At 65.4% G+C, this 13,630-nt stretch carries 8 protein-coding genes; 2 read left to right on the top strand and 6 right to left on the bottom strand.

Going from position 1 to position 13,630, the window contains the following annotated elements:
* The first annotated feature begins 8 nt into the window (after positions 1-8).
* Both AC0MAZ_RS15160 and AC0MAZ_RS15155 read left to right on the top strand, forming a co-directional pair.
* Positions 9-857: a 3-hydroxybutyryl-CoA dehydrogenase gene (locus AC0MAZ_RS15160; RefSeq protein ID WP_475858373.1), complete on the top strand. Its 849-nt coding sequence runs from the start codon at positions 9-11 to the stop codon at positions 855-857.
* 12 nt (positions 858-869) lie between these two features.
* Positions 870-1,457 carry a TetR/AcrR family transcriptional regulator gene (locus tag AC0MAZ_RS15155; RefSeq protein WP_475858371.1) on the top strand — a complete coding sequence of 196 codons (588 nt, stop codon included), beginning with the start codon at positions 870-872 and terminating at the stop codon, positions 1,455-1,457.
* Positions 1,458-2,333: 876 nt separating this feature from the next.
* Here the strand turns inward: AC0MAZ_RS15155 and AC0MAZ_RS15150 are convergent.
* The 6 genes from AC0MAZ_RS15150 to AC0MAZ_RS15125 form a co-directional block, all read right to left on the bottom strand.
* Positions 2,334-3,818, bottom strand: a complete 1,485-nt coding sequence (locus AC0MAZ_RS15150) for an efflux transporter outer membrane subunit (RefSeq protein WP_475858369.1) — start codon at positions 3,816-3,818, stop codon at positions 2,334-2,336.
* Positions 3,815-6,925 (bottom strand): multidrug efflux RND transporter permease subunit, encoded by a 3,111-nt coding sequence (locus AC0MAZ_RS15145; RefSeq protein WP_475858368.1) that lies wholly within the window; start codon positions 6,923-6,925, stop codon positions 3,815-3,817. The genes AC0MAZ_RS15150 and AC0MAZ_RS15145 overlap by 4 nt, the downstream gene beginning before the upstream one ends.
* Positions 6,922-10,020 carry an MdtB/MuxB family multidrug efflux RND transporter permease subunit gene (locus AC0MAZ_RS15140; RefSeq protein WP_203646914.1) on the bottom strand — a complete coding sequence of 1,033 codons (3,099 nt, stop codon included), beginning with the start codon at positions 10,018-10,020 and terminating at the stop codon, positions 6,922-6,924. The genes AC0MAZ_RS15145 and AC0MAZ_RS15140 overlap by 4 nt, the downstream gene beginning before the upstream one ends.
* Complete coding sequence (locus AC0MAZ_RS15135) at positions 10,017-11,291, bottom strand: MdtA/MuxA family multidrug efflux RND transporter periplasmic adaptor subunit (protein WP_475858366.1); 1,275 nt, start codon at positions 11,289-11,291, stop codon at positions 10,017-10,019. The genes AC0MAZ_RS15140 and AC0MAZ_RS15135 overlap by 4 nt, the downstream gene beginning before the upstream one ends.
* A 287-nt stretch (positions 11,292-11,578) precedes the next feature.
* Positions 11,579-12,079: a thiol peroxidase gene (gene tpx / locus AC0MAZ_RS15130; RefSeq protein WP_475858365.1), complete on the bottom strand. Its 501-nt coding sequence runs from the start codon at positions 12,077-12,079 to the stop codon at positions 11,579-11,581.
* 163 nt (positions 12,080-12,242) lie between these two features.
* Complete coding sequence (locus tag AC0MAZ_RS15125) at positions 12,243-13,523, bottom strand: serine/threonine transporter (protein WP_050705937.1); 1,281 nt, start codon at positions 13,521-13,523, stop codon at positions 12,243-12,245.
* Positions 13,524-13,630: the final 107 nt, after the last annotated feature.

The raw sequence follows: 13,630 nt of genomic DNA, 5'->3' as shown, positions 1-13,630 counted from the left end.
TCAGCAACATGAACATCGAACGCATCGCCGTGATCGGCGCCGGCACCATGGGCAACGGCATCGCCCAGGTGTGCGCGCTGGCCGGCTACCAGATCCTGCTGGTGGACGTCTCCGACGCCGCGCTGGAGCGCGGCGTGGCGACCCTGGGCAAGAACCTGGAGCGCCAGGTCGGCAAGGGCACCATCGACGCCGACAAGGCCAGCGCAGCCAAGGCGCGCATCCGCACCAGCACCGACTACGCCCAGTTGGCGGACGCGCAGCTGGTGATCGAGGCGGCCACCGAGAACCTCGCCCTCAAGCAGCGCATCCTGCAGCAGGTGGCCGCCAATGTCGGTGCCGAGTGCCTGATCGCCACCAACACCTCGTCGCTGTCGGTCACCCAACTGGCGGCCAGCATCGAGCAGCCGCAGCGTTTCATCGGCGTGCACTTCTTCAACCCGGTGCCGATGATGGCGCTGGTCGAGATCATCCGGGGCCTGCAGACCAGCGATGCGACCTACGCCCAGGCGCTGCTGGTCACCGAGAAGCTCGGCAAGACCCCGATCACTGCCGGCAACCGTCCGGGCTTCGTGGTCAACCGGATCCTGGTGCCGATGATCAACGAGGCGATCTTCGTGTTCCAGGAAGGCCTGGCCAGCGCCGAGGACATCGACACCGGCATGCGCCTGGGCTGCAACCAGCCGATCGGCCCGCTGGCCCTGGCCGACCTGGTGGGCCTGGACACCTTGCTGGCGATCATGGAGGCCTTCCACGAAGGCTTCAACGACAGCAAGTACCGCCCCGCCCCACTGCTCAAGGAGATGGTTGCCGCCGGTTACCTCGGGCGCAAGAGCGGCCGCGGCTTCTTCACCTACTAGAGGAGCCGCGTGATGCCCCCGGTCAACGCGGCGCTGCGCTGCGCCAACTTCGAGGAGCGGCGTGACCGGGCCATGGCCCTGTTCGCCGAAAAAGGCTTCGGCCAGGTCAGCATGCGTGAGCTGGCGGCGCACGTGGGCTTGACCGCGGGCTCGCTGTACCACCATTTCCCCAGCAAGCAGGACCTGTTGTATGACTTGATCGAGGAGTTGTACGAGGAGTTGCAGGCCACCCTGGACCTGGGCCGTCGGGCGCGGGCCCAGGGCCGGCCAGTGCTGGCTTGCCTGATTGCCGCGCACTGGCAGTTGCATGCGGAGCGACCGTTGCAGTTTCGTCTGGCCGAGCGGGATTTTTGCTGCCTGACCGGGGAGCAGCAGGCGCGTCTGGCGGGCCTGCGGGAGCGCTATGAAACCGGGCTCCTGCGGTTGATTGCGCCACAGGCGCGGCTGGGGGCCGAGGTCCTGGCGGCTACCGGGCATGTGCTGGCGACGCTGTTGAACCAGTTGCCTGGGATGTTGCGGGGGAAGGGGCTGGGTGAGGTGGAGGGGGTTGGGTTGATGGAGAGTTTGGTGGGGGGGGCTGTGGAGAGGGCTTTGGGGTAGGGTTTTGGTTCTCTGGTTCTCTGGTTCTCTGGTTCTCTGGTGATTGTTTTGAGGTTTTTATGCGCATTCGTAGGTGATGTCGACATTTAGTCACCTTTTCGCCTTTACGGCGACCTACTTTTCTCTAGGGAAAAGTAGGCAAAACCGTTCCGCTCCGTTCATCCGGCCCCTGCGCTTCGCTCCGGGGTTCCCTCGCTCCGTTCTTGCTCCCGGGAGGACCGCGCTGAACGCCCCATCCTGGGGCGCAGCGCTTGACGGCCATCCATGGCCGTCACCTCCCTCCGCAAGAACTCCGCTCGGCCTCCTGAAGTCGCAATTGGCGGCGCCTGAACTACCGCGCGCTTAGAAGCAAGAGCAAGAGCAAGAGCAAGAGTAAGAAATGCGAAGTTAGTTGTTTTACAGTTAGTTATGTATTGGCTGTTCCGACCCTTTCGCGGGGCAAGCCCGCTCCTACAGGGTTATATATAACGGCGACTATCGTGTAGGAGCGGGCTTGCCCCGCGATGTGATCGAGAGATTAATTAGGCTCCCACTAGCGACAGCTGCGCCAGTCCAGGCGCCGCCCGTAACTTCGCGACTTCAGGAGGCCGAACGCAGGACTTGCGGAGGGAGGTGACGGGCATGGATGCCCGTCAAGCGCTGGGGCCCAGGATGGGCCCTGCAGCGCGGTCCTCCCGGGAGCAAGGCCGGAGTGAGGGAACCCGGAGCGAAGCGGAGGGCCGGATGAATGGAGCGCAACGGCTTTGGTTACTTTGGCCAAGACCAAAGTAACCCGCCGTAAGGGCGGAAAGGTGAATAAGCGTCGACATCACAAATGAATGCGCCTACAACTTACAAAACAATCAAAAAACCAAAAAAAACCAAAAAAACCCAACTCTACTCCACTACCAAATCCCGCCCAACATCCCACCCTCCCCCAAGCGCCGCAATCAACTGCACACTCGCCACCAACCGCCCCTGCAACAACGTCAACACACTCCGCTCGTTGCTGAGCGCCGTCGTCTGCACATTGACCACATCCAGATACCCGATCAACCCCGCCTTGTACTGGTTCTCGGTCAACCGCAACGACTCCCGCGCCGCGTCCAGCGCTTCCTGCCGCACCGCCGCCTCGTCCCCGTACACCTTGAGCTGCACCAGGTAGTTCTCGACCTCCTTGAATCCGTCGAGCACCGTCTGCCGATACTGCGCCACGGTCTGGTCGTACACCGCCACCGTCCGGTCGACCTCGGCACTGCGCTTGCCGGCATCAAACAGCGTCAACGCCAGTTGCGGCCCGACCGACCAGTAACGGTTGGGCAACTCGATCCAGTTGTTGAAGCTGCTGCTGGAGTACCCCCCGTTCATGCTCAGCGACAGATCCGGGAAATACGCCGCCCGCGACACGCCGATGTTCGAGTTGGCCGCCATCACCTTGCGCTCGGCCGAGGCAATGTCGGGACGCCGCTCGAGCAGCTGCGACGGCAGCGACAGCGGCACCTGCGGCAACGCCGGAATATCGTTGCTCGCCGCCAGGGCAAAATCAGCCGGCGCCTTGCCCATCAACACGGCGATGGCGTTCTCGTACTGCGCCCGCTGCCAGGCCAGGTCGATCAGGTCGGCCTGGGTGCTCTTGAGCTGGGTACGCGCCTGGGCCACGGCATCCGGCCCGGCAACCCCGGCGCGGTACTGGTTCTCGTTCATCTTCAACGACCGCTCATAAGTTGCGACCGTGGCTTCAAGCAGGCGCTTCTGCGCATCGATCACCCGCAGCTGCAGGTAGTTCTGCACCAGCTCCGACTGCTGGCTCAGGCGGATGGCCGCCATGTCGGCCAGGCTGGCCTCGGCGCTGGACTCGTTGGCGTTCATGGTTTCACGCAACTTGCCCCACAGGTCGATCTCCCAGCTCACCCCGAGCTGGGCGTTGTAGGTGTCGCGGATGCCGCTGCTGTTGTTCGACAGGCTGGAGCTGGAACTGCCGGTGCCCTGGGCTGAACGGTTCTTGCTGGTGGTCAGGTTCAGCGAAGGGAACAGCGAGGCACGGCTGCTGCGCACCAGCGCCTGGGCCTGGCGGTACTGCGCCTCGTACTGCGCCACCGTCTGGTTGCTGCGATTGAGCTCCTCCACCAGGGCGTCAAGCTGCTTGTCGCCATAGATCTCCCACCACGCCCCGCGGGCGATGGCGTCGGACGGATTGGCCTGGGTCCAGCCTTCGGCCTGCTTGAACTGCGCCGGGGTGCTGATTTCCGGGCGCTGGTAGTCCGGGCTCAGGGTACAGGCGCTGAGCATGGCCACGCACAACCCGGCGCTGACCAGGCGCGAACCGCGCCCGTGGGTCAGCCGCTTGAGGGCACGATGGATTCGGGTGTGGGCAAAGTTCATAGCGGGGTATCCAGGGCAGCGTCGGTGCGCACGCCGCGCCAGCGGTTGAACCGGTGGCGCAGGCGATCGAGGTACAGGTAGACCACGGGCGTGGTGTAGAGGGTGAGGATCTGGCTGAACACCAGGCCGCCGATGATGGTCAGGCCCAGCGGCTGGCGCATCTCGGCGCCCTCGGCGCGGCTGAGCAGCAACGGCAGCGCGCCGAGGATCGCCGCCAGGGTGGTCATCAGGATCGGCCGCAGGCGCAGCAGGCAGGCGCGGCGGATCGACTCCTCCGGCGACAGGCCGTCGTGGCGCTCCAACTGCAGCGCCAGGTCGATCATCAAGATGGCGTTCTTCTTCACCACGCCGATCAGCAGGAACAGCCCGAGCAACGAGATCAGGCTGAACTCGCCACCGGTCAGGTACAGCGCCAGCAAGGCGCCGACACCGGCCGAGGGCAGCGTGGAGAGGATCGTCAGCGGGTGGATGTAGCTCTCGTAGAGGATGCCCAGCACCAGGTACACCAGCACCAGGGCGCCGAGGATCATCAGCGGCTGGCCTTCGGTGGTCTTGGTGAAGGCGTCGGCGTCGCCGCCGAGCTTGGCGATCACCGACTCGGGCAGGCCGAGCTTGGCCACCGCGCGTTCCAGCGCGGCCATGGCCTGGTCGGGGCTGTAGCCTTCGGCGACGTCGAACGAGATGTCCTCGGAGGCGAACTGCCCTTCGTGGCTGACGCGGTCGTTGGCCAGGCTGTTCTCGTAGCGGGCGAAGGTGGACAGCGGCACCCGGGCGCCGTCGGCAGTGATCACCTGCACCTGCTCCAGGGTGCTCGGGTCCCAGGCGTATTTCGGGTTGATCTCCAGCACCACCTGGTACTGGTTGAGGCTGTCGTAGATGGTCGAGATCTGCCGCTGGCTGTAGGCGTTGTTCAGCACCGCGGTGACCATGTCCATGTCGATGCCCAGGCGCTTGGCCTGGTCACGGTCGACCACCAGGGTCACCTGCTGGGTGCCGGCGCCGTCGTGGGCGTCGATGGCGGTCAGCTCGGGCAGCTTGCGCAGCTCGGCGGCCACCTTCGGGAACCACTCGCGCAGGGCTGCCAGGTCGCCGCTCTGCAGGGTGTAGAGGTACTGTGAGGTGCTCTGGTCGCGACCGCCACCGCCCAGTTGCAGGTCCTGGTCGGCCATCAGGTACAGACGCCCGCCGGGGATCTTCGGCAGGTCCTTGCGCAGGCGGTCGATCACCTTCTGCGCGTTCTCCTTGCGCTCGGCGATCGGTTTGAGGCGCACCAGCACGAAGGCGTTGTTGGTGCCGCTGTTGCCGCCGATGAAACCAGCGACGCTTTCCACCGCCGGGTCCTTGAGCAGGGCGCGGCGGTAGATTTCCATCTTCGGCTGCATCACGGTGAACGACAGGCCGTCGTCGCCACGGATGAAACCTTGCAGCTGGCCGGTGTCCTGCTGCGGCATCAGGGTCTTGGGCACCACCACGTACAGGGCGATGTTCAGCCCGATGGTGGCCAGCAGGCTGAACAGGGTCAGGCGCTTGTGGCGCAGCGCCCAGCCCAGGCTCTTGTCGTAGCCGGCGACCATGCGCTGGTGGATGCGGTCGCTCCAGCGTTGCAGGCGGGTCTGCTGCTGCGGGCCGTGGACCTTGAGCCAGCGCGAGCAGAGCATCGGCGTCAGCGTCAGCGACACCACCAGCGAGACGATGATCGCCGCGGCCAGGGTGATCGAGAACTCCTTGAACAGCCCGCGCACGATACCGCCCATGAACAGGATCGAGACGAACACCGCCACCAGCGAGACGTTCATCGACAGCAGGGTGAAGCCCACCTCCTGCGCACCCTTGTAGGCGGCGCGCATGGGGTTTTCGCCGTTCTCGATATGCCGCGAGATGTTCTCCAGCACCACGATGGCGTCGTCCACCACCAGGCCGGTGGCGAGAATCAGCGCCATCAGCGACAGGTTGTTCAGCGAGAACCCGCACAGGTACATGACCGCGAAGGTGCCCACCAGCGACACCGGCACCGCCAGGCTCGGGATCAGCGAGGCGCGCAGGTTGCCGAGAAACAGATAGACCACCAGGATCACCAGCACCACGGCGATCAGCAGGGTGTGCTCGGCCTCCTTCAGGGTGGCCTTGATCACCGGCGAGCGGTCCATGGCCACGTTGAGCTTGACGCTGGCCGGCAGCAGCGACTGCAAGGCCGGCAGCTCGGCCTTGATCTGCTCGACGGTCTGGATGATGTTGGCGTTGGTCTGGCGGTTGACCACCAGCAGCACCGCGCTCTCGTCGTTGAAGAAACCGCTGTTGTAGCGGTTCTCCACGCCATCGCTGACCTTGGCCACGTCGGACAGGCGCAGGATCGCGCCGTTCTGCTGGCGGATCACCAGCGGCTTGTAGTCCTCGGCGGTCTCCAACTGGTCGTTGGCGCGCACCTGCCAGTTGCGCTCATGGTCTTCGACGAAGCCCATGGGCCGGCGCTGGTTGGCGTTGGCCACCGCATTGCGCACGTCGTCCAGGGACAGGCCGTACTGGTTGAGCAGCTGCGGTTCCAGCTCGATGCGCACCGCCGGCAGCGAGCTGCCGCCGATCTGCACCTCCCCTACCCCGCTGACCTGCGCCAGGCTCTGGGACAGGATGGTGTCGGCCAGGTCGTAGAGCTTGCCCTTGGACAGCACGTCCGAGGTCAGCGACAGCACCATGATCGGCGCCTGGGACGGGTTGATCTTCTTGTAGGTGGGCATGCTGCGCATGCCGCTGGGCAGCAGGTTGCGGGTAGCGTTGATCGCCGCCTGCACCTCGCGCGCCGCGCCGTCGATATCGCGGCCCAGCTCGAAGCCGATGATCACCCGGGTCGAGCCCTGGTTGGAACTGCTGGTCAGGGTGGTGACGCCGGCGATGGCACCGAGCTTGCGCTCCAGCGGCGTGGCCACGGTGGAGGCCATGACCTCCGGGCTGGCGCCGGGCAGGCTGGCCTGCACCACGATCACCGGGAAGTCCATCTGCGGCAGCGGCGACACCGGCAGCAGGCCGAAGCTCACCCCGCCCAGCAGCATGATCGCCAGGCTCAGCAGCATGGTGGCTACCGGCCGGCGGATAAAGGGTCCGGACAGGTTCATGCTTCGGCCTGCCGCGCATCGTCAGCCGGGCGCCAGCGGCGCGCCAGGCGGTCGAAGTACAGGTAGATGACCGGCGTGGTGAACAGCGTCAGCACCTGGCTGACCAACAAGCCGCCGACCATCACCAGGCCCAGCGGCTGGCGCAGCTCGGCGCCGGAGCCGGTGGCGAGCATCAGCGGCATGGCGCCGAACAGCGCGGCCAGGGTGGTCATCAGGATCGGCCGGAAGCGCAGCAGCGCCGCCTGGTAGATCGCGTCACGTGGGCTCATGCCCTGGTGGCGCTCGGCCTCCAGGGCGAAGTCGATCATCATGATCGCGTTCTTCTTGACGATGCCGATCAGCAGGATGATGCCGATGATGGCAATCATGCCCAGGTCGTTGCCGCTCAGCAGCAACGCCAGCAAGGCCCCCACCGCCGCAGACGGCAATGTGGAGAGGATGGTCACCGGGTGGATGTAGCTCTCGTAGAGCACGCCCAGCACGATGTACATGGTCACCACCGCGGCCAGGATCAGCAGCAAGGTGCTCGACAGCGAGGCCTGGAACGCCTCGGCGGCGCCCTGGAAGCGGGTCTGTACACCGATCGGCATGCCGATGTCCTGCTGCACCTGCTCGATCACCTTGACCGCCTCGCCCAGGGACGCGCCATGAGCCAGGTTGAACGACATCATCACCGCCGGGAACTGGCCGATGTGCGAGATCGCCAGCTGGGCCTGGCGCTGCTCGATGCGCGCCAGGGCCGACAGCCGCACCTGACCGCCGTCGGTGGCCTTGACGTGGATCGATTCCAGGGCCTGCGGGCCGAGGCTGGCCGCGGTCTGCGACTGCAGCACCACGCGGTACTGGCTGGCCTGGGTGTAGATGGTCGAGATCTGCCGCTGGCCGAAGGCGTCATACAGCGCGTTGGTGATCTGCGCCACGGTAATCCCCAGGCGACTGGCCATATCGCGGTCGATCACCAGGAATACCTGCAGGCCCTGATCCTGCAGGTCGCTGGCCACGTCCTGCAGTTCGGGACGGTCCTTGAGCGCCTGCACCAGCTTGCCGCTCCATTCGGCGAGCATGTCGGCATCCGGCGAGCTCAGGCTGAACTGGTACTGGGTGCGGCTGACCCGGTCCTCGATGCTCAGGTCCTGCACCGGCTGCATGAACAGGCGGATGCCGACCAGCCTGTCGAGCTGCGGCTGCAGGCGGTTGATCACCTCGGCGGCGGTGACGTCGCGCTCGCCGTGAGGCTTGAGGTTGATCAGCAGGCGGCCGCTGTTGAGGGTGGCGTTATCGCCGTCCACGCCTATATACGAGGACAGGCTCTGTACCGCCGGGTCCTGCAGGATCACCTTGGCCAGGGATTGCTGGCGCTCGCTCATGGCGGCGAACGAGGTCGATTGCGGCGCCTCGGAGATGCCCTGGATGACCCCGGTGTCCTGGGCCGGGAAGAAGCCCTTGGGCACCATCAGGTACAGCACCACGGTCAATGCCAGGGTGGCCACGGCCACCAGCAGGGTCAGCGGCTGGCGCTCGAGCACCCAGGTCAGGGTGGTGCCGTAGTGCTTGATCAGCCAGTCGATCCAGGCACCGCTGGCGCGGTAGAAGCGGCCTTGCTCCTCTTCCTTGGGTTCACGCTTGAGCAGGCGCGCGCACATCATCGGCGTCAAGGTCAGCGACACCACCAGGGAAATCAGGATGGCCACCGCCAGGGTGATGGCGAACTCGCGGAACAGCCGCCCGACCACATCGGCCATGAACAGCAGCGGAATCAGCACGGCGATCAGCGAGAAAGTCAGCGAGATCAAGGTGAAACCAATCTGCTTGGCGCCCTTGAGCGCGGCCTGCATGGGTGTTTCGCCCTCCTCGATGTGCCGGGAGATGTTCTCCAGCATGACGATGGCATCGTCCACCACGAAACCGGTGGCGATGGTCAGGGCCATCAAGGTGAGGTTGTTGACCGAAAAACCCGCCAGGTACATCACCCCGAAGGTGCCGATCAGTGACAGCGGCACGGCGATGGAGGGGATGATGGTGGCGCTGAAGCGGCGCAGGAAGACGAAGGTGACCATCACCACCAGGGCGATGGCGAACAGCAACTCGTGCTGCACATCGCGCACGGCGGCGCGGATGGTCTGGGTGCGGTCGGTAAGCACGCTGACATCCAGGCCCGCCGGCAGGTTGTCGGTGATCGACGGCAGCAGTTCCTTGATCCGGTCGACCACCTCGATGACGTTGGCGCCGGGCTGGCGCTGGATGTTCAGCAGCACCGCCTCGTTCTGGTTGGCCCAGGCGGCCAGCCGTTCGTTCTCGGCGCCGTCGACGATCTCGGCGACGTCCTTCAGGCGCAGCGGCGCGCCATTGCTGTACTTGAGGATGAGGTTGGCGTATTCCTCGGGCGAGCGCAGCTGGTCGTTGGCGTCGAGCATCGACACCCGGGTCGGGCCGTCGAAGTTGCCCTTGGGCTGGTTGACGTTGGAGGCGCCGATCAAGGTACGCACGTCGTCCAGGTTCAGGCCGTTGGCGGCCAGGGCGTCGACGTTGACCTTGATCCGCACGGCCTGGCGCTGGCCGCCGGCGATGCTGACCATGCCGACGCCGCTGATCTGGGCGATCTTCTGCGCCACGCGGGTGTCGACCAGGTCGTTGAGCTTGGGCAGCGGCATGGTCTTCGAGGAAATGGCCAGGGTCAGCACCGGGGTGTCGGCCGGGTTGACCTTGTTGTACACCGGCGGCGCCGGCAGGTCGCTGGGCAGCAGGTTGCTGGCGGCGTTGATCGCGGCCTGCACCTGCTGCTCGGCGACATCCATGTTCATGTCGAGGTTGAAGCGCAGGGTCAGTACCGAGGCGCCGCCGGAGCTGGTCGAGGCCATCTGCTCCAGGCCCGGCATCTGCCCGAACTGGCGTTCCAGCGGCGCGGTGACGGCACTGGTCATCACCTGCGGGCTGGCGCCGGGGTACAGGGTCATGACGCGGATGGTCGGGTAGTCGACCTGGGGCAAGGCCGCCACCGGCAGCAGCCTGTAGGCGATCAGGCCGGCCAGGACGATGGCCAGCATGCTCAGCGTGGTGGCGACCGGCCGCAGGATGAACAGGCGCGAAAGGTTCATGCGCCCGCCTTGGTGCCTGGTTCAGCGGCCTGGGCCGAGCCCTTGGCGCCCTGCCCCTGCAGGTGCTGGCCAGGGGTGGTCGGCACTTGCGAGCTATCCTCGACCACATCGACCTTGGTGCCTTCGCGCAGGCGGTCGGTGCCTTCCAGCACCAGGCGCTCGCCAGCGGCCAGGCCCTCGACGATCACCGTGTTCTCGCCATCGCTGGCGCCGACCTTGAGCTTGCGCACGTTGATGGTGTTCTCGGCGTTGACCACATAGGCGAAGGTGCCGTCGTTGCCGAACTGGATCGCCGCAGCCGGAGCCAGCACCACCTGTTTGAGGGTGTCGGCCAGCAGGCGCACATTGACGAACTGGTTGGGGAACAGCGCATGGTCTGTGTTCTGGAAGGTGCCCTTGAACTTCAGGGTGCCGGTGGCGACGTCGATCTGGTTGTCGAGGCTGCCCAGCACACCGGTGGACTGCAGCTTCTGGTCGCCCCGGTCCCAGGCCTCGACCGGTAGGCTGGCGCCGCTGCGGTAGCGGGCCAGGACGGTGTCGAGCTGGGTTTCCGGCAGGGTGAAGACGACGCTGATCGGCTGGGTCTGGGTGATGACCACCAGCGCCGTGGTGTCGTTGGCCGCCACCAGGTTGCCCAGGTCCAGCTGGCGCAGGCCCACGCGGCCGTTGATCGGTGCGCGGATCTGGGTGAACTCGAGGTTCAGGCGAGCGTCGTTGACCTGGGCCTGGTTGGTCTTGACCAGTCCCTGGAATTGCCCGACCTGGGCTTCGGCGGTGTCGAGGGTCTGCTTGGCGATGCTGTCCTCGGCGTACAGGCCTTTATAGCGGGCCAGGTCGACCTGGGCGTTCTTCAACTGTGCCTGGTTCTGCGCCAGGGTGCCTTCGGCCTGCTGCAAGGCGATGCGATAGGAACGTGGGTCGATCTCGGCGAGCAGGTCGCCTGCCTTGACCTGCTGGCCTTCCTTGAAGTGGACCTTGACCAGCTCGCCGGCGACCCGGCTGCGCACGTTGACCGTGTTGGTCGCGGTGACGGTGCCGAGGGCCTTGTAGTACAGCGGGAAGTCCCCGACACGCACGGGTTCGACCCGTACCGGCACCGCCTCGGTGGAGGCACCGAAGCCCGGTCGCCCGCCCTTGCCCGGTCGGTGCCCGGCGTCCTCCTTGTGGACGGTCGCCGCGGGCCACAGCCACCAGGCCAGCAGGGCCACCAGCAGCAGGATCAGCAGGCCGAACAGCCAGCGACGAGGGGAACGGGAATTGGAGGCTTGCATGGGTCGAACGAACCTTGTTCAGAGAAAGACGGCGTGGAGAGCGTGAACGATAAGCACTGGCATCGCTTTAGCAAAGGGGCTTTACCAGTGCTTTACCTTCGGCTGACGTTGGCAAAGGGGTGAACTTTAAATGAAAACGGCCTGGAACAGGGTCCAGGCCGTTACAGGGTGTAACCCCTGGGGGGCTTCGCCCCTTTCGCGGCACAAGGCCGCTCCTACAGGAATCAGCGTTTTCTGTAGGAGCGGCCTTGTGCCGCGAAAGGGCCGCAGGGCGGCCCCAGCGTCACTTACTTCAGGACAGCCAGTGCCGCCTCGTAGTTCGGCTCGTCGGCGATTTCGCCCACCAGCTCGGCGTGCAGCACCTTGTCGTTTTCGTCCAGCACCACCACGGCGCGGGCGGCCAGGCCGGCCAGCGGGCCGTCGGCGATGGCCACACCGTAGTTTTCCAGGAACTCGCGGCCACGCAGGGTCGACAGGTTCTTCACGTTCTCCAGACCTTCGGCGCCGCAGAAGCGCGCCTGGGCGAACGGCAGGTCGGCGGAGATGCACAGCACCACGGTGTTGGTCACGTCATTAGCCTGGGCGTTGAACTTGCGCACCGAGGTAGCGCAGGTCGGGGTGTCGACGCTCGGGAAGATGTTCAGCACCTTGCGCTTGCCGGCGAAGTCGGCCAGCGACTTGTTCGACAGGTCGCCAGCGACCAGGGAGAAGGCTGGTGCCGCGGCGCCTTGCTTCGGCAGTTCACCGCTGACCTTGACCGGGTTGCCTTTGAGAGTCACTTGAGCCATGGCGGAAATCCTTATACGGGGTTGGAAAAGGACTCAGAGTTAACCATGAAGGGACGCAAGTGCCTATGGGCAAAGATGAAATTGTCCTACGTTCGGGCAATTCCTGTAGACAAACGCCCGGGTGACTGGCGTCGACCCGGGCGCTTTTCCTACGTGACGGGACTCAGGCCAGCAGGCCGTACACCACCGAGGTCAGGGCCACCAGGCCGACGACCACCACGAACAGGTTGGACAGCGCGCCGCTGTACTTGCGCATCGATGGCACGCGACGGATGGCGTACATCGGCATCAGGAACAGCAGCACGGCGATGATCGGGCCGCCGAGGGATTCGATCATGCCGAGGATGCTCGGGTTGAGGGTGGCGACGATCCAGCACACCACCAGCATCAGCGCGGCGACGATGCGGTCCAGGGCCTTGGCACCCGGGCGCATGCCGGACTTGACGATCATGCCCTTGAGGCCCTCGCTGGCACCGATGTAGTGGCCCAGGAACGACTTGGCAATGGCGATGAAGGCGATCAGGGGCGCGGCGAAGGCGATGGCCGGCTGCTCGAAGTGGTTGGCCAGGTACGACAGGATCGACAGGTTCTGCGCCTTGGCCTCGGCCAGCTGGGCGCTGCTCAGGGTCAGCACGCAGCTGAACACGAAGAACAGCACCATCAGCACCATCAGCAGGTGCGCGCGACGCAGGATCTGACCGCTGCGCTCATCGGCGTGCTCGCCGTAGCGGCGCTTCTGGTCGACGGCGAAGGCCGAGATGATCGGCGAGTGGTTGAACGAGAACACCATCACCGGAATCGCCAGCCACACGGTGTGCAGGAAGGCCGAGCCGGACGGCACCTGGGTGGCGGTGTCGAGGATGCCGCCGGTCCAGTGCGGCACCAGGTACAGGGCCAGCAGCGCCAGGGCAACGATGAACGGGTAGACCAGCAGGCTCATGACCTTGACCGTGGCCTGTTCGCCGCAGCGCACGATGGCCAGCAGGCCGAGGATCAGCACGAACGACAGGATCGCCCGCGGTGGCGGCGCGATGTGCAGCTGGTGCTCCATGAAGCTGCTGACGGTGTTGGTCAGCGCCACGCTGTAGATCAGCAGGATCGGGAAGATGGCGAAGAAGTACAGGACGGTGATCAGCGCGCCGGCGGTGATGCCGAAATGCTCCTCGACCACTTCAGTGATGTCGCCGCCCTTGCTGCCGGAGAGCACGAAGCGGGTCAGCCCGCGGTGGGCGAAGTAGGTCATGGGGAAGGCCAGCAAGGCCAGGACCAGCAGCGGCCAGAAACCGCCAAGGCCGGCGTTGATGGGCAGGAACAGGGTTCCGGCGCCGATGGCCGTGCCGAACAGGCCCAGCATCCAGGTGGTGTCTTGACGCGACCAGCTGCCGAGGGTGGCGGGGGTCGATTCTACAAAGCGTTGTTCAACGCTTGGGGCCTGCTCATTCATTCCGGGTGACGCTCCACTCGCAAGACTGCAACAGGCTGAGAATGGCGAAATAGACGATTCGCCCAACTCAACCGGGGAAGAGGGGCGCGATTGTGCATGCAAAGGTT

The organism is Pseudomonas sp. A, assembly GCF_056270345.1.
This window is presented reverse-complemented; position numbering and strand designations above follow the sequence as displayed.

Excerpts from the sequence above, each read along its gene's own strand:
- AC0MAZ_RS15140 (WP_203646914.1), bottom strand. The coding sequence starts at position 10,020 with ATGAACCTTTCGCGCCTGTTCATCCTGCGGCCGGTCGCCACCACGCTG.
- tpx (WP_475858365.1), bottom strand. The coding sequence starts at position 12,079 with ATGGCTCAAGTGACTCTCAAAGGCAACCCGGTCAAGGTCAGCGGTGAA.
- AC0MAZ_RS15145 (WP_475858368.1), bottom strand. The coding sequence starts at position 6,925 with ATGAACCTGTCCGGACCCTTTATCCGCCGGCCGGTAGCCACCATGCTG.
- AC0MAZ_RS15125 (WP_050705937.1), bottom strand. The coding sequence starts at position 13,523 with ATGAATGAGCAGGCCCCAAGCGTTGAACAACGCTTTGTAGAATCGACC.
- AC0MAZ_RS15160 (WP_475858373.1), top strand. The coding sequence starts at position 9 with ATGAACATCGAACGCATCGCCGTGATCGGCGCCGGCACCATGGGCAAC.
- AC0MAZ_RS15155 (WP_475858371.1), top strand. The coding sequence starts at position 870 with ATGCCCCCGGTCAACGCGGCGCTGCGCTGCGCCAACTTCGAGGAGCGG.
- AC0MAZ_RS15135 (WP_475858366.1), bottom strand. The coding sequence starts at position 11,291 with ATGCAAGCCTCCAATTCCCGTTCCCCTCGTCGCTGGCTGTTCGGCCTG.
- AC0MAZ_RS15150 (WP_475858369.1), bottom strand. The coding sequence starts at position 3,818 with ATGAACTTTGCCCACACCCGAATCCATCGTGCCCTCAAGCGGCTGACC.